15 protein-coding genes are annotated in these 15,797 nt (G+C 69.6%); all 15 read right to left on the reverse strand.

Features of this window, described 5'->3' with window-relative positions:
• Window position 1 precedes the first annotated feature (1 nt).
• Window positions 2–856: a 30S ribosomal protein S3 gene (gene rpsC, locus ACVMYR_RS12630; RefSeq protein WP_043965517.1), complete on the reverse strand. Its 855-nt coding sequence runs from the start codon at window positions 854–856 to the stop codon at window positions 2–4.
• Window positions 856–1,314: a 50S ribosomal protein L22 gene (rplV, locus tag ACVMYR_RS12635; RefSeq protein WP_043965515.1), complete on the reverse strand. Its 459-nt coding sequence runs from the start codon at window positions 1,312–1,314 to the stop codon at window positions 856–858. The genes rpsC and rplV overlap by 1 nt, the downstream gene beginning before the upstream one ends.
• A gap of 39 nt (window positions 1,315–1,353) precedes the next feature.
• Window positions 1,354–1,635 carry a 30S ribosomal protein S19 gene (gene rpsS, locus ACVMYR_RS12640; protein ID WP_007073032.1) on the reverse strand — a complete coding sequence of 94 codons (282 nt, stop codon included), beginning with the start codon at window positions 1,633–1,635 and terminating at the stop codon, window positions 1,354–1,356.
• 12 nt (window positions 1,636–1,647) lie between these two features.
• Complete coding sequence (rplB, locus tag ACVMYR_RS12645) at window positions 1,648–2,487, reverse strand: 50S ribosomal protein L2 (protein WP_043965513.1); 840 nt, start codon at window positions 2,485–2,487, stop codon at window positions 1,648–1,650.
• Window positions 2,488–2,499: 12 nt separating this feature from the next.
• The gene (rplW, locus tag ACVMYR_RS12650) at window positions 2,500–2,802 is read right to left on the reverse strand and encodes a 50S ribosomal protein L23 (RefSeq protein WP_007073034.1); all 303 of its coding nucleotides are present in this window, start codon (window positions 2,800–2,802) and stop codon (window positions 2,500–2,502) included.
• Complete coding sequence (gene rplD, locus ACVMYR_RS12655; protein ID WP_077938298.1) at window positions 2,799–3,449, reverse strand: 50S ribosomal protein L4; 651 nt, start codon at window positions 3,447–3,449, stop codon at window positions 2,799–2,801. The genes rplW and rplD overlap by 4 nt, the downstream gene beginning before the upstream one ends.
• Entirely contained in the window at window positions 3,446–4,111 is a 666-nt protein-coding gene (gene rplC, locus ACVMYR_RS12660; RefSeq protein ID WP_043965509.1) for a 50S ribosomal protein L3, read from the reverse strand. The genes rplD and rplC overlap by 4 nt, the downstream gene beginning before the upstream one ends.
• A gap of 11 nt (window positions 4,112–4,122) precedes the next feature.
• Window positions 4,123–4,431: a 30S ribosomal protein S10 gene (gene rpsJ / locus ACVMYR_RS12665; RefSeq protein WP_007073037.1), complete on the reverse strand. Its 309-nt coding sequence runs from the start codon at window positions 4,429–4,431 to the stop codon at window positions 4,123–4,125.
• Between the two features lie 357 nt (window positions 4,432–4,788).
• Entirely contained in the window at window positions 4,789–5,982 is a 1,194-nt protein-coding gene (gene tuf, locus ACVMYR_RS12670) for an elongation factor Tu (protein WP_043965499.1), read from the reverse strand.
• A gap of 222 nt (window positions 5,983–6,204) precedes the next feature.
• The gene (fusA, locus tag ACVMYR_RS12675; protein ID WP_077938297.1) at window positions 6,205–8,301 is read right to left on the reverse strand and encodes an elongation factor G; all 2,097 of its coding nucleotides are present in this window, start codon (window positions 8,299–8,301) and stop codon (window positions 6,205–6,207) included.
• A gap of 76 nt (window positions 8,302–8,377) precedes the next feature.
• Window positions 8,378–8,848 (reverse strand): 30S ribosomal protein S7, encoded by a 471-nt coding sequence (gene rpsG / locus ACVMYR_RS12680; RefSeq protein ID WP_077938296.1) that lies wholly within the window; start codon window positions 8,846–8,848, stop codon window positions 8,378–8,380.
• Between the two features lies 1 nt (window position 8,849).
• A complete protein-coding gene (gene rpsL, locus ACVMYR_RS12685) occupies window positions 8,850–9,224 on the reverse strand; it encodes a 30S ribosomal protein S12 (RefSeq protein WP_014440718.1) in 375 nt (124 codons plus the stop codon).
• Between the two features lie 676 nt (window positions 9,225–9,900).
• The gene (locus tag ACVMYR_RS12690) at window positions 9,901–10,269 is read right to left on the reverse strand and encodes a DUF4190 domain-containing protein (protein WP_043966510.1); all 369 of its coding nucleotides are present in this window, start codon (window positions 10,267–10,269) and stop codon (window positions 9,901–9,903) included.
• Between the two features lie 1,028 nt (window positions 10,270–11,297).
• Window positions 11,298–11,666 (reverse strand): hypothetical protein, encoded by a 369-nt coding sequence (locus ACVMYR_RS12695; RefSeq protein ID WP_043965490.1) that lies wholly within the window; start codon window positions 11,664–11,666, stop codon window positions 11,298–11,300.
• Between the two features lie 166 nt (window positions 11,667–11,832).
• Window positions 11,833–15,720 (reverse strand): DNA-directed RNA polymerase subunit beta', encoded by a 3,888-nt coding sequence (locus tag ACVMYR_RS12700; RefSeq protein WP_077938295.1) that lies wholly within the window; start codon window positions 15,718–15,720, stop codon window positions 11,833–11,835.
• Between the last annotated feature and the right edge of the window lie 77 nt (window positions 15,721–15,797).

Raw genomic sequence — 15,797 nt, forward strand, 5'->3', positions numbered from 1 at the left:
GTCAGCCCTCCTGCTGCGTTTCTGCCGCGGCGGCGACGGCGGACGCGTCCACCGGCTCGCCACTCGGCGTCTCGGCCTGCTGCGCGATCGTGGTCGCGGCAGCCCGGCCGGCCTCGGTGCCACCGGCGGTCGTGCCGGACGAACCGGACCGACCACGGCGCGGCCGCTCGGGGCGGTCGCCGCGCTCACGGCGCGGGCGCGACGGAGCCTCGGCCGGAGCCTCCCGACCCGGCACCGCGTCACCCTTGTAGATCCAGACCTTCACGCCGATCCGGCCGAAGGTGGTACGGGCCTCGAAGAAGCCGTACTCGATGTTGGCCCGCAGCGTGTGCAGCGGAACCCGGCCCTCGCGGTAGAACTCGGTCCGGCTCATCTCGGCGCCGCCGAGGCGACCCGAGACCTGCACCCGGATGCCCTTGCAGACCGGGTTCTTCATCGCCGACTGCATCGCCTTGCGCATCGCCCGACGGAAGCTGACCCGGCTGGAGAGCTGCTCGGCGACGCCCTGGGCGACCAGCTGCGCGTCCGACTCGGGGTTCTTCACCTCGATGATGTTCAGCTGCACCTGCTTGCCGGTGAGCTTCTCCAGCTCGCCGCGGATCCGGTCGGCCTCCGCACCCTTACGGCCGATGACGATGCCCGGCCGGGCGGTGTGGATGTCGACGCGGACCCGGTCCCGGGTGCGCTCGATGTCGACCTTGGAGATGCCGGCGCGCTCGAGCCCCTTGGACATCATCCGGCGGATCTTGACGTCCTCGCCGATGTAGTCCTTGTAGAGCTTGTCCGCGAACCAGCGGGACTTCCAGTCGGTCGAGATGCCGAGCCGGAACCCAGTGGGGTGAACCTTCTGACCCATTACTCGGCGCCCTCCGTCTTGCTCTCCGTCTCAGCGGCCGCAGGCTGCTGCGCCGGGGCGGCCTTCTTCGCCGCGGACTTCTTCGGCGCGGCCGGCGCGACCGCCTCGACCGCCACGGTGATGTGGCAGGTGCGCTTGCGGATCCGGTACGCCCGGCCCTGCGCCCGCGGCCGGAACCGCTTCATGGTCGGGCCCTCGTCGACGAACGCCTCGCTGACGAGCAGCGCGTCGGGGTCCAGCCGCTCGTTGTTCTCCGCGTTGGCGATCGCGCTAGCGAGCACCTTGTATACCTGCTCGCTCGCAGCCTGCGGCGCGAACTGCAGCACCGTGAGCGCCTCCTTCGCGGGCAGGCCGCGGACGAGGTTGACCACCCGGCGCGCCTTCATCGGCGAGATGCGCACGTGCCGCGCAACCGCCCGCGCGCCCGGAAGCACCGGAGCGTCGCCCTTTCCTGGCATCGCTGTAACCCCTTGTTCCTCTATCCGTATGCCCGCGGCTCAGCGCCGGCGGCTCTTCCGGTCGTCCTTCTCGTGACCCTTGAAGGTGCGGGTCAGCGCGAACTCGCCGAGCTTGTGCCCGACCATCGCCTCGGTGACGAACACCGGGACGTGCTTGCGTCCGTCGTGCACGGCGATCGTGTGGCCGAGCATCTCGGGGATGATCGTCGAGCGCCGCGACCAGGTCTTGATGACGTTCTTCGAGCCCTTGTCGTTCTGCGTCTCCACCTTCTTGAGCAGGTGGTCGTCGACGAACGGGCCCTTCTTCAGGCTGCGAGGCATGTCTTATCTCCCTCAGCCGCGCTTACGCGTGGCGTAGCGGCGGCGGACGATCAGCCGGTCGCTCGGCTGGCCCTTACGACGGGTGCGGCCCTCGGGCTTACCCTGCGGGTTGACCGGGTGGCGACCACCGGAGGTCTTGCCCTCACCACCACCGTGCGGGTGGTCGACCGGGTTCATGGCGACACCACGGACGGTCGGGCGCTTGCCCTTCCACCGCATCCGGCCGGCCTTGCCCCAGTTGATGTTCGACTGGTCGGCGTTGCCGATCTCGCCGACGCTGGCGCGGCAGCGCACGTCGACCCGCCGGATCTCGCCGGACGGCATACGCAGGGTCGCGTACGCGCCCTCCCGGCCGAGCAGCTGGATGCCGACGCCGGCCGAGCGGGCCAGCTTGGCACCGCCACCCGGACGAAGCTCCACGTTGTGGATCGTCGTACCGACCGGGATGTTGCGCAGCGGCAGGTTGTTGCCGGGCTTGATGTCGGCGCCCGGACCGGACTCGACCGCGTCGCCCTGCTTCAGGTCCTTCGGCGCGATGATGTACCGCTTCTCGCCGTCGGCGTAGTGCAGCAGCGCGATGCGCGCGGTGCGGTTCGGGTCGTACTCGATGTGCGCGACCTTCGCCGGGACGCCGTCCTTGTCGACCCGCTTGAAGTCGATCAGACGGTACTGGCGCTTGTGGCCGCCACCGTGGTGCCGCGCGGTGATCCGGCCGTGGGCGTTACGCCCGCCCTTCTTCGGCAGCGGAACCAGCAGCGACTTCTCGGGCGTCGACCGGGTGATCTCGGCGAAGTCGGCGACGCTCGAGCCACGCCGGCCCGGCGTCGTCGGCTTGTACTTACGGATAGCCATTGTCTACACCCCTCAGCTGACCGGGCCGCCGAAGGCCTCGATACGGTCACCGTCAGCCAGCTTCACGATCGCCCGCTTGGTGGCCTTGCGCTGACCGAAGCCGGTCTTGGTGCGCTTGCGCTTGCCCTCGCGGTTGAGCGTGTTGACCGTCAGGACGCGGACGTTGAAGATCTGCTGGATAGCGATCTTGATCTCGGTCTTGTTGGCGTCCGGGTGCACCAGGAAGGTGTACCAGTTCCGGTTCAGCTCGCTGTAGCTCTTCTCCGAGACGACCGGCGCGATGATGACGTCACGCGGATCGGCGATCGTGCTCACTTGTCACCCTCCTCGGTGGTCTCGGCCGGGACACCCAGGAACTCGTCCAGGGCGTCCTTGGTGAAGACCACGTCGTCGGCCACCAGCACGTCGTACGTGTTGAGCTGGCCGGCCTCGATCAGGTGCACCCGCGGCTCGTTGCGCAGCGACACCCAGTTCAGCTCGTCGGTGCTGCTCAGCACGACCAGGACGCGGCGCGCCTCGGTCAGCTTGGCCAGCGTGGCCAGGGCGGCCTTGGTCGACGGCTTCTCGCCCGAGACGAACGCCTCGACGACGTGCACCTGGCCGGCGCGGGCCCGGTCGGAGAGGGCGCCACGCAGGGCGGCGGCCTTCATCTTCTTCGGGGTCCGCTGGCTGTAGTCGCGCGGCACCGGGCCGTGGACCACGCCACCGCCGGCGAACTGCGGCGCGCGGATCGAACCCTGGCGGGCCCGACCGGTGCCCTTCTGCTTGTACGGCTTCTTGCCGCCACCGGCGACCTCGCCGCGGGTCTTGGTCTTGTGCGTGCCCTGCCGGGCGGCCGCGAGCTGGGCCACCACGACCTGGTGCATCAGCGCGATGTTGGCCTGGACGTCGAAGACGTCGGACGGCAGCTCGACGGCGCCGCTCTTCGTGCCTTCGACGTTGAGCACGTCAACGGTGGTCACTTGGCCGCACCGCCCTTCTTCGCCTTGACCTTGGCCGCGGTGCGGACCAGGACCAGCGCGCCCTTCGGGCCGGGGATGGCGCCGCGGACGAGCAGGAGGTTGTTCTCGGTGTCGACCGCCTGGACGGTCAGGTTCTGGACGGTGTAGCGCACGCCACCCATCCGACCCGCCATCCGGGTGCCCTTGAAGACGCGACCCGGGGTGGCGCAGGCGCCGATGGAGCCCGGCGAGCGGTGCTTGCGCTCGACACCGTGGCTGGCGCGCAGACCGTGGAAGCCGTGCCGCTTCATCGGGCCGGCGTAGCCCTTGCCCTTGGTCTTGCCGGTGACGTCGATGGTGACGCCCACCGGGAACTGCTCGACCGTGACCTCCTGGCCCAGCGAGTAGTCCGCGGCGTCCTTGGTGCGCAGCTCGACGATGTGCCGGCGCGGCGCCACGTCCGCCTTCGCGTAGTGCCCGCTGACCGGCTTCTTGACCTTGCGCGGGTCGATGGTGCCGTACGCGAGCTGGACCGCGGAGTAACCGTCCTTCTCGGCGCTACGAACCTGGCTGACGACGCACGGGCCGGCCTGCACCACGGTCACGGGCACAACCTTGTTGTTGTCCCAGACCTGGGTCATGCCGAGCTTGGCGCCCAGGATCCCCTTGACTTGCCTGTCCATTTGTCCGGTCCCTACAGCTTGATCTCGATGTCGACGCCAGCCGGCAGGTCGAGGCGCATGAGCGAGTCGACCGTCTTCGGGGTCGGGTCGATGATGTCGATCAGCCGCTTGTGCGTACGCATCTCGAAGTGCTCGCGCGAGTCCTTGTACTTGTGCGGCGAGCGGATAACGCAGAAACGGTTGATCTCCGTGGGCAGCGGCACCGGGCCAGCGACCTGCGCCCCGGTACGCGTCACCGTCTCGACGATCTTCCGAGCCGAGGAGTCGACGACCTCGTGGTCATAGGCCTTGAGCCGGATGCGGATCTTCTGTCCCGCCATGGTGGCTTCTGTTCCTTCTCTCGATGCCGCTGTGTTGCGGGCGCCTGCACCGGCTGGTGCAGGCCCACTTCCGCCGACCCCCGCGGTCGGGCGTGTCGCGCCCTAGGACCAGGCTCCGCCCCGGGACCCCGGAGCTCTGCTGGCCATGCGGTGGGTCAATGGCGCCGATCGCGTTCACCGCGACCCGGACGCCGTGCGAGGGTGGTTGGCCGCACAGTGGCAGGCCAACCACCCTACGCGCGACTGTTCAACGACCCGGAGGTCCAGCGGATGCCGGACACGGGCGAGGAACTGCCGTTACGCAACCTGACTAGTATGCCGCACGACCGGCGGCGACGCTAATCGGGGTTACCCAGTTCACTTGACGATCTTGGTGACCCGACCCGCGCCGACCGTACGGCCACCCTCCCGGATCGCGAACTTGAGGTTTTCCTCCATCGCGATGGGCTGGATGAGCTTGACGCTCATCGTGGTGTTGTCGCCCGGCATGACCATCTCGGTGCCCTCGGGCAGCGTGACGACGCCGGTGACGTCCGTGGTGCGGAAGTAGAACTGCGGGCGGTAGTTCTGGAAGAACGGGGTGTGCCGGCCGCCCTCCTCCTTGGAGAGGATGTAGACCGTCGCCTCGAACTCCGTGTGCGGGGTCGTGGTGCCCGGCTTGATGACGACCATGCCGCGCTCGACGTCCTCGCGCTTGGTGCCACGCAGCAGGAGACCGACGTTCTCACCCGCGCGCGCGTCGTCCAGGGTCTTCCGGAACATCTCGATCGCGGTGACCTTGGTCTTGAAGCCCTTCTCGCGGATGCCGACGACCTCGACGTCCTCGTTCGGGAGCAGCACGCCACGCTCGACACGACCGGTGACGACGGTGCCACGACCGGTGATCGTGAAGACGTCCTCGACGGGCATGAGGAACGGCTTCTCGGTCTCGCGCTCCGGCTGCGGGATCGCGGTGTCGACCGCGTTCATCAGCTCGAGCAGCTTCTCGGTCCACACCGGGTCGCCCTCGAGCGCCTTCAGCGCGGAGACCTGCACGACCGGCAGGTCGTCGCCCGGGTACTCCTGCGAGGAGAGCAGCTCGCGGACCTCGAGCTCGACGAGCTCCAGGAGCTCGGCGTCGTCGACCATGTCGCTCTTGTTGAGCGCCACGACGATGTACGGCACACCGACCTGACGGGCCAGCAGCACGTGCTCGCGGGTCTGCGGCATCGGGCCGTCGGTCGCCGCCACCACCAGGATCGCGCCGTCCATCTGCGCGGCACCGGTGATCATGTTCTTGATGTAGTCGGCGTGCCCGGGGCAGTCGACGTGCGCGTAGTGCCGCGCCTCGGTCTGGTACTCGACGTGCGCGATGGAGATCGTGATGCCGCGGGCCTTCTCCTCCGGCGCCTTGTCGATCTCGTCGAACGGGGTGTACGGGTTCAGGTCCGGGAACTGGTCGTGCAGGACCTTGGTGATGGCCGCCGTCAGCGTCGTCTTACCGTGGTCGATGTGACCAATGGTGCCGATGTTGACGTGCGGCTTAGTCCGCTCGAACTTCGCCTTCGCCACTGGTGTCCTCCTGTGGACTTCTTGGTTCTTCTCGCCCCGGCACGCCAGGTAGGCGCTTAGGACTCTGTCGACAGCCTTTCCGGCCTGACGGCCGGAGAGCTTTTGTGGGTTCTGCGGCGATGAAGCCTACAGGCCCGGTCTCACACAACCCGACCGAGGTGGCCGCGGGCGGGAATCCCTCCCGCGACCAGCCCCGATTCATCGGATCAGCTCAGGCGAGCGTCACTCACCAGTCGCCTTGGCGATGATCTCCTTGGCCACCGAGGCCGGAATCTCGGCGTAGGAGTCGAACTGCATGCTGTAGCTAGCCCGGCCCTGGGTCTTCGACCGCAGGTCGCCGACGTAGCCGAACATCTCCGACAGCGGCACCAGCGCCCTCACGATGCGGGTGCCGCTGCGCTCCTCCATCGCCTGGATGATGCCACGGCGGGAGTTGAGGTCGCCGATGACGTCACCCATGTTCTCCTCAGGAGTGGTGACCTCAACGGACATCACCGGCTCCAGCAGCGCCGGGTCGGCCTTGCGGGCCGCCTCCTTCAGCGCCATCGAGCCAGCGATCTTGAACGCCATCTCGGACGAGTCGACCTCGTGGTACTGGCCGTCCACCAGGGTCAGCTTGACACCCACCAGCGGGAAGCCGGCGAGAATGCCGTACTGCATGGCGTCCTGGGCGCCCGCGTCCACCGACGGGATGAACTCCCGGGGGATGCGGCCACCGGTGACGGCGTTCGCGAACTCGTAGGTCGGCGAGTCGTTGTCCAGCGGCAGCGGCTCCAGGCTGATGATGACCCGGGCGTACTGGCCGGAACCACCGGTCTGCTTCTTGTGGGTGAACTCGACCTTCTCCACCTTGCGGCGGATGGTCTCGCGGTACGCCACCTGCGGCTTGCCGATGTTCGCCTCGACGTTGAACTCGCGGCGCATCCGGTCGACCAGGATGTCCAGGTGCAGCTCGCCCATGCCGGAGATGACCGTCTGGCCGGTCTCGTCGTCCAGCTTGACGCGGAAGGTCGGGTCCTCCTCGGCCAGCCGCTGGATGGCGGTGCTGAGCTTCTCCTGGTCGGCCTTGGTCTTCGGCTCGATGGCGACCTCGATGACCGGCTCCGGGAAGGTCATCGACTCCAGGATGACCGGGTTCGCCGGGTCGCACAGCGTGTCACCGGTGGTGGTCTGCTTGAGACCCTGCACCGCGATGATGTCGCCAGCCTGGGCCGAGCCGCGCTCTTCCCGCTTGTTGGCGTGCATCTGGTAGATCTTGCCGATGCGCTCCTTGCGGTCCTTGGTGGAGTTGACCACCTGGGACCCGGACTCGACCACGCCGGAGTAGACCCGGACGTAGGTGAGCTTGCCGAGGTGCTTGTCGGTCTGGATCTTGAAGGCGAGACCGGAGAACGGCTCCTTCTTCGACGGCTTCCGCTGCAGCGGCGTCTCGCCGTCGGTCGCGGTGCCCTCGATGGCCGGGATGTCCAGCGGCGACGGCAGGAAGTCGACCACGGCGTCGAGCATGGGCTGCACGCCCTTGTTCTTGAACGCCGAGCCGCACAGCACCGGGTTGGCCTTGCTGGCGATCGTGGCCCGCCGGATGGCGGCCTTGATCTCCTCGACGGAGATCTCCTCGCCCTCCAGGTACTTCTCCATCACCGCGTCGTCGACGTCGGCCAGGGTCTCCATCAGCTTCTCGCGCCACTCCGCAGCGGAGTCGGCGAGGTCGGCCGGGATCTCCTCGATCGCGTAGTCCTCACCCTTCTGGGTCTCCCCGCGCCAGGTGAGGGCACGCATGCCGATCAGGTCGACGACACCGATGTGGTCGCCCTCGAGCCCGATCGGGATCTGGAGCACCAGCGGGGTCGCGTTCAGCCGGTCGATCATCATCTGGACGCAGCGGAAGAAGTCCGCGCCGGTCCGGTCGAGCTTGTTGACGAAGCACATCCGCGGGACGTTGTACTTGTCGGCCTGACGCCAGACGTTCTCCGTCTGCGGCTCCACGCCGGCCACGCCGTCGTAGACCGCGACCGCACCGTCCAGCACCCGCAGCGACCGCTCGACCTCGACCGTGAAGTCGACGTGACCGGGCGTGTCGATGATCTGGATCGTGTGGCCCTTCCACTCACACTTGGTGGCAGCGGAGGTGATGGTGATACCACGCTCCTGCTCCTGCTCCATCCAGTCCATGACGGCAGCGCCCTCGTGGACCTCACCGATCTTGTACGTGATACCGGTGTAGAAGAGGATCCGCTCGGTGGTAGTGGTCTTACCGGCATCGATGTGCGCCATGATGCCGATGTTGCGTACGTTGGCGAGCGCGTCTGCGGCGGCCACTTCAATCCCTACTTATCGTCGTCTCGACACAACTGGTGGTGGTTCCGGCGCCACGCGGGCGCCGGAACCAGATGTGTTACCAGCGGTAGTGCGCGAAGGCCTTGTTCGACTCGGCCATCTTGTGCGTGTCCTCGCGCCGCTTGACGGCGGCACCGAGGCCGTTGCTCGCGTCCAGCAGCTCGTTCATCAGCCGCTCGATCATGGTCTTCTCGCGCCGGGCGCGGGAGTAGGTGACCAGCCAGCGCAGGCCCAGGGTGGTCGCCCGGGCCGGCCGGACCTCGACCGGGACCTGGTAGGTGGCGCCACCGACACGGCGGCTGCGCACCTCGAGGGTCGGCTTGACGTTGTCCATCGCCCGCTTCAGGGTGACGACCGGGTCGGTGCCGGACTTCTCGCGGCAGCCCTCCAGGGCCGCGTACACGATGCGCTCGGCGAGCTGGCGCTTGCCGCGCAGCAGGATCTTGTTCACCAGCTGGGTGACCAACGGCGAGTTGTACACCGGGTCAGCGACCAGCGGCTTCCGCGGAGCGGGTCCCTTACGCGGCATCTCAGCTCTTCTCCTTCTTCGCGCCGTAACGGCTGCGCGCCTGCTTGCGGTTACGGACACCCTGGGTGTCCAGCGAACCGCGGACGATCTTGTAACGCACGCCGGGGAGGTCCTTCACCCGGCCGCCGCGGACGAGCACGATGGAGTGCTCCTGCAGGTTGTGACCCACGCCCGGGATGTAGGCGGTCACCTCGATCTGGCTGCTGAGCTTGACACGAGCGACCTTGCGCAGCGCCGAGTTCGGCTTCTTCGGGGTGGTGGTGTACACGCGGGTGCACACGCCGCGCCGCTGAGGGGAACCCTTCAGCGCCGGGGTCTTGGTCTTACTCGTCTTCGCCTGGCGGCCCTTTCGGACCAGCTGCTGGATCGTGGGCACCGGGTTTCTCCGCTCCCTTCGGCCGCCTTCCGGCGACCGCGCCGTCTGCTCGTAGCCATCCCTCGTGGAAAGGCTCTCCTACATTCCGGCCAGGCCCGCCTTGCGGAGGTCCCGGCACCCGCGGTCGGGCGTGTCGCCCGGCTCACGGTCCCGGTGCAGCCGCTCGCGCGCGCACCGGATTTCTGTCACCGGCACACGGTCACCGCGCGCCGGGTCTTCTGGCTCTCTGTCGTGCTGCCGCGCGATCACCGGGAACCCGGTTCCGACGCACGCACGAGTTGCCCGGGCGAGCCCGGGCACAAGGGGAAAGAGTACCTATCACAGCCGCACAGGTCAAAACGGAGAGGTCCCGGAGATCAGCGTCACCGCCCTGCCGGCCGAACCGTCGCGCCTGCCCACTTGCGATGGGCACCTACAGAAACAAGTGTAACGGCTACCGCGGCACCCGGCCCGTCGGCCCTGGGTAACGCCGCCGCCCCGCCCTGCCTCTGAGCCGCCGGCCCGGTTCCGCCGGGGCCACCGCACCCGGCCCGGCCCCCGCCGGAGCGGCCCCGGGCCGGCTGCCCCGGGCCGGGCCGCCATGTCGGCGACATGGCGGTATCCAGGCACCCACGACCCCGCCATGTCGCCGACATGGTGTCGATCAAGCCGGACCAGCCGCAGCACGGGCGGAGACTCAGCTCAGGGCGAGCAGCAGCCCCAGGCCGAGGCCCAGCAGGCTGAGCACCACGCCCACCACGCCGCAGCTGATCCCGGCCACCGCCAGCCCCCGGCCCGTGAAGCGCACCGCCGGCGGGGGTGCCGGACGCCGGATCTGCCGCCGGCCGAGCGCACCGGCCACCACCGCGGCCGTGCCGGCCAGCAGCCCGAGGACCGCGAACACACCGGCGGCCCAGGCCCCCTGGCTGCCGGCGGTCGCCCCGAGGCAGATCACCAGGAGCGACACCAGTGCGGAGGCGATGCCCGCCACCAGGGACCCGATCGCGAGCCCGGACGTCACCGGGGGCACGTCGAGATGCACCACGCCGAACGGGGTGCCCGGCACCGGGTCGACCCGCTTGGGCGGTCGGGCCGCGTCCTTCGGCGGCGGGGGCACCGCCCCCCGGCCAGCGCCCGGTCCGCCCCAGCCGCCGCCTGGTCCGCCCCAGCCGCCGCTCGGTCCGCCCCAGCCGCCGCTCGGTCCGCCCCAGGCACCGCCCGGCGCCTGACCCGGGTAGCCGCCCGGCGCGCCCCCCGGATGGGTGGTCGTGCCGGGGTGCCCCGGCCAGGAAGCGGGAGCCGGATGCGGCCCGGCCGCCGACTGTGGTGCGTGGCCAGGCTGCACGAAGGGCGCAGACTGCGCGGGAGAAGCCGGCGATGCCGGGGGGCCCGGCTGCACGAAGGAGGCCGGCTGCACAGGGGAAGACGGCGGCGCGAAGGAAGCTGGCGGTGCCGGGGGGCCCGGCTGGGCAGGAGAGGCCGGTGGTGCCGAGAGAGCCGGATGCGCGGGCGGAGCCGGCTGCGACGCGGAACCCGACGCCGAGGGGGACGGCGGCACGGCGGGGCCCGGCTGCGCCGAGGGAGACGACTGCGCGGCGGGGGACCACGGCTCGGGCGAAGTCGGCGGTGCGGCGGGGGCCGGCGGTGGCCCGGAATTCGGCTGCGCGGCGTCGCCGGCCCCCGGGCCTGGGCCGAACTGCGGCGGGGAGCCGGCCGCCGGGCCGGGACCCGGCCCGGGAAACGGGTCGGGCTGCGGGAACGCGCCGGCAGAGGGGCCGGTGCTCCCGATCGGTGGGGAGGCCGACGAAGGCGAGACCGACGGCGGGGCGGGGACGGTAGGGATGCCCGGTGCCCCCGGATCGGTGCCGGTGGCGGGCCGGGCCCACGGGCTCTCCTCCGGCGCTGCCGGCGACCCCGCCGGATCCGGGTGCGCGGCGGATCCCTCCGCCGACCCGCCCGAGGGCCGCGCCGGTTCCGTCACGAGGGCCTCCTGTCACCGGTCGTCGTCCACCGCCGCGCGGCGGACACCGGCCAGGCTACCGTCGCCCGGCCAGCCCCGTGGGCGCGCGTCGGCGTCTCCCCCGCGCGGGACGGTCAGTCCACGTTCGGGGCGTAGTCGTGCCCGAACGGCGCTCCGGCCAACCGCACCAGGCCGATCACCAGGGCCGCCACCACGGCCGCCGCGACCAGGACCAGCCCGGCCCAGGCCAGGCGCTCCCCGCGTCGCAGCCAGGCCGCGCCGGTGAGGAAACCCCCGGAGGCGTACGCCTCACGGCGGGCCTGCCGGGCCAGCACGAGAGCGAGCGTGGCCGGCACCACCCCGCCGACGAACAGCCCGGTCAGCGCGCCCATCAGGCCGAGCGCGAAGACCGCCCGGGCCTTGCTGGAGCGCACCGGGTCGGGGTCGAGCGGATGGCGTGCCCCGTGCGGGGCGACGGGCACCTGCCCGGGTGCGATCGTCATGCCCTCCATCATGCCCGTCCCCCGCGACGATCCCAGCCGACCACGGAGAGATAGCGGTATCCCGGGCCGGCGACCCCGCCAGCTCGGCGACATGGCGGTGTCGCACGGCCCGACGCGACGAGGCCCCCGGCGGTGCGCCGGGGGCCTCGTCGTCAGTGCGTGATCTTTAGCGGTACGACCCGAAGTCGAAGTCGTCCAGCGGCACGGCCTGCCCGCTGGCCGGCCCGAAGCCGTAGTCGGTCTCCGGGTATCCGGTCATCGAGTAGACCTTGGCCTTGGCCTCCTCGGTCGGCTCGACCCGGACGTTGCGGTACTTGCTGATGCCCGTACCGGCCGGGATGAGCTTACCGATGATCACGTTCTCCTTGAGGCCGATCAGCGAGTCGCTGCGGGCGTGGATCGCCGCGTCCGTCAGCACCCGGGTGGTCTCCTGGAAGGAGGCCGCCGACAGCCAGGAGTCCGTGGCCAGCGAGGCCTTGGTGATACCCATCAGCACGGGGCGACCGGCGGCGGGCTCGCCGCCCTCGCCGACGAGCCGGCGGTTCTCCGACTCGAACAGCGCCCGGTCGACCAGCACGCCCGGCAGGAACTCGGTCGAGCCGGAGTCGATGACCGTCACCCGCTTGAGCATCTGGCGGATGATGATCTCGATGTGCTTGTCGTGGATGAGCACACCCTGCGAGCGGTAGACCTCCTGGACCTCCTGGGTCAGGTGGACCTGGACCGCGCGCGGGCCGAGGATGCGCAGCAGCTCGTGCGGGTCGATGGTGCCCTCGGTGAGCTTCTCGCCGACCTCGACGTGGTCGCCGTCGTGGGCCCGCAGCCGGACCCGCTTGGAGATCTTGTCGTAGACGATCTCGTCGGAGCCGTCGTCCGGCACCACGATGATCTTCCGCGACCGCTCGCCGTCCTCGATCCGGATCCGGCCCGGGGTGTCGGCGATGGGCGCCTTGCCCTTCGGGACGCGGGCCTCGAAGATCTCCTGGACCCGGGGCAGACCCTGGGTGATGTCCTCACCCGCGACACCACCGGTGTGGAACGTACGCATCGTCAGCTGCGTACCGGGCTCACCGATCGACTGGGCGGCGATGATGCCGACCGCCTCGCCGACGTCCACGGTCTTGCCGGTCGGCAGCGAACGGCCGTAGCACGCACCGCAGACGCCCAGCTTCGACTCGCAGGTGAGCACGCTGCGCACCCGCACCGTCTCCGTCCCGGCGGCGACGATCGCGTCGACCAGGATGGAGTTGATGTCCTGGCCCCGGTGGGCGACGACCGTGCCGTCCGGGCCCTTGATGTCGTCGGCCAGAGTCCGGGCGTGGACGCTGGTCTCGGCGTGCTCGTGGACGTACAGCTTGCCGTCGCGCCGCTCGCCGATCTGCATCGGGATGGCCCGGTCGGTGCCGCAGTCCTCCTCGCGGATGATGACGTCCTGCGAGACGTCCACCAGACGACGGGTCAGGTAACCCGAGTCGGCGGTCCGCAGCGCGGTGTCGGCCAGACCCTTACGGGCACCGTGCGTGGAGATGAAGTATTCCAGCACGGAGAGACCCTCCCGGTACGACGCCTTGATGGGTCGCGGGATGATCTCGCCCTTGGGGTTGGCCACCAGACCACGGATCGCGGCGATCTGGCGGAGCTGGAGCAGGTTACCGCGGGCACCCGAGTTGATCATCTTCCACAGCGGGTTCTCCTGCGGCAGCGCGGTGTCCATCTCCTTGGCGACCTCGTTGGTCGCCTTGGTCCAGATCTCGATGAGCTCGCCGCGACGCTCCTCGGCGGTCATCAGACCACGCTGGTACTGCTTGTCGATCCGGTCGGCTTCCTTCTCGTACCGCTCCAGGATCTCCCGCTTGCGCGGCGGAGCGATGACGTCCTCCATGCCGATCGTCACGCCGGACCAGGTGGCCCAGTGGAAACCGGCCTCCTTGAGCCCGTCGAGGGTCGCGGCGAGGGCGACCTTCGGGAAGCGCTCGGCGAGGTCGTTGACGATCGCGGAGAGCTGACCCTTGCGGATCTCGTAGTTCACGAAGCGGTAGCCCTGCGGCAGCGTCTCGTTGAACAGCACCCGGCCCAGGGTGGTCTCGACGGTGAGCGGCTCACCCTCGACCCAGCCCTCCGGCGCGACCCACGGCTGCGCGCCGGCGCCGTTGTCGACCCCGACCAGCCCGCGCAGCCGGATCCGCACCGGCGCCTGCAGGTGCAGCTCGCCGGCGTCGAACGCCATCCGCGCCTCGGCGTCCGAGCTGAACGCCCGGCCCTCGCCCTTCTCACCGGTGGTGAGGTGGGTGAGGTGGTAGAGGCCGATGACCATGTCCTGGGTGGGCATGGTGACCGGCTTGCCGTCGGCCGGCTTGAGGATGTTGTTCGACGACAGCATCAGGATCCGCGCCTCGGCCTGCGCCTCGGCCGACAGCGGCACGTGCACCGCCATCTGGTCGCCGTCGAAGTCGGCGTTGAACGCGGTGCAGACCAGCGGGTGGATCTGGATGGCCTTGCCCTCGACCAGCTGCGGCTCGAAGGCCTGGATGCCCAGGCGGTGCAGGGTCGGCGCGCGGTTGAGCAGCACCGGGTGCTCGCCGATGACCTCTTCCAGCACGTCCCACACGACCGGGCGCTGCCGCTCGACCATCCGCTTGGCGGACTTGATGTTCTGCGCGTGGTTGAGGTCGACCAGCCGCTTCATCACGAACGGCTTGAACAGCTCCAGCGCCATCTGCTTGGGCAGGCCGCACTGGTGCAGCTTCAGCTTCGGGCCGACCACGATGACCGAACGGCCGGAGTAGTCGACGCGCTTGCCGAGCAGGTTCTGCCGGAACCGGCCCTGCTTGCCCTTGAGCATGTCGGACAGCGACTTGAGCGGGCGGTTACCCGGGCCGGTGACCGGCCGGCCGCGGCGGCCGTTGTCGAACAGCGCGTCGACGGCCTCCTGGAGCATCCGCTTCTCGTTGTTGACGATGATCTCGGGCGCACCGAGGTCGATCAGCCGCTTGAGGCGGTTGTTCCGGTTGATCACGCGGCGGTACAGGTCGTTCAGGTCGGACGTCGCGAAGCGGCCACCGTCGAGCTGCACCATCGGGCGCAGGTCCGGCGGGATGACCGGGACGCAGTCCAGCACCATGCCGAGCGGCGAGTTGCGGGTGTTCAGGAACGCCGCGACGACCTTGAGCCGCTTGAGCGCCCGGATCTTCCGCTGGCCCTTGCCGGAGCGGATGGTCTCGCGCAGGCTCTCGGCCTCGGCGTCGAGGTCCATGTTCTGGACCAGCGCCTTGATCGCCTCGGCGCCCATGCCGCCCGTGAAGTACTCGCCGAACCGGTCGCGCAGCTCCCGGTAGAGCAGCTCGTCGGTGACGAGCTGCTTCGGCTCCAGCTTGCGGAAGGTGTCGAGCACCTCGTCGAGGCGGTCGATCTCGCGCTGGGCCCGGTCGCGGATCTGGCGCATCTCGCGCTCTCCGCCCTCCTTGACCTTGCGCCGGACGTCCGCCTTCGCGCCCTCGGCCTCCAGCTCGGCCAGGTCGGCCTCCAGTTTGGCGGCCCGCTTCTCGATCTCCGAGTCGCGGCTGTTCTCCGACTGCCGCTTCTCGGCGAGGATCTCGTTCTCGATGGTCGAGAGGTCACGGTGACGCGACTCGGCGTCCACGCTCGTCACGACGTACGAGGCGAAGTAGATGATCTTTTCGAGGTCCTTCGGGGCGAGGTCCAGCAGGTAGCCCAGCCGGCTCGGCACGCCCTTGAAGTACCAGATGTGGGTCACCGGAGCGGCCAGCTCGATGTGCCCCATGCGCTCCCGGCGAACCTTGGAGCGGGTCACCTCGACGCCGCAGCGCTCGCAGATGATGCCCTTGAACCGGACCCGCTTGTACTTACCGCAGTAGCACTCCCAGTCCCGCTGCGGACCGAAGATCTTCTCGCAGAAGAGCCCGTCCTTTTCCGGCTTGAGGGTGCGGTAGTTGATCGTCTCGGGCTTCTTGACCTCGCCGTGCGACCACTGACGGATGTCGTCGGCGGTGGCGAGACCGATGCGCAGCTCGTCGAAGAAGTTGACGTCGAGCACTATGTCCCCTATGTCGTCGTCTTTACAGCTAGATCACGGGCGGGGTTGGGGGCCGGTCGCCCGGCCCCCAACCCACA

The organism is Micromonospora sp. PTRAS2 (genome assembly GCF_054052245.1).

What these genes read in the sequence shown, in the direction of transcription:
- rpsC (WP_043965517.1), bottom strand. Translation starts at nt 856, where the DNA reads ATGGGTCAGAAGGTTCACCCCACTGGGTTCCGGCTCGGCATCTCGACC.
- rplV (WP_043965515.1), bottom strand. Translation starts at nt 1,314, where the DNA reads ATGCCAGGAAAGGGCGACGCTCCGGTGCTTCCGGGCGCGCGGGCGGTT.
- rpsS (WP_007073032.1), bottom strand. Translation starts at nt 1,635, where the DNA reads ATGCCTCGCAGCCTGAAGAAGGGCCCGTTCGTCGACGACCACCTGCTC.
- rplB (WP_043965513.1), bottom strand. Translation starts at nt 2,487, where the DNA reads ATGGCTATCCGTAAGTACAAGCCGACGACGCCGGGCCGGCGTGGCTCG.
- rplC (WP_043965509.1), bottom strand. Translation starts at nt 4,111, where the DNA reads ATGGACAGGCAAGTCAAGGGGATCCTGGGCGCCAAGCTCGGCATGACC.
- rpsJ (WP_007073037.1), bottom strand. Translation starts at nt 4,431, where the DNA reads ATGGCGGGACAGAAGATCCGCATCCGGCTCAAGGCCTATGACCACGAG.
- rpsG (WP_077938296.1), bottom strand. Translation starts at nt 8,848, where the DNA reads ATGCCGCGTAAGGGACCCGCTCCGCGGAAGCCGCTGGTCGCTGACCCG.
- ACVMYR_RS12695 (WP_043965490.1), bottom strand. Translation starts at nt 11,666, where the DNA reads ATGACGATCGCACCCGGGCAGGTGCCCGTCGCCCCGCACGGGGCACGC.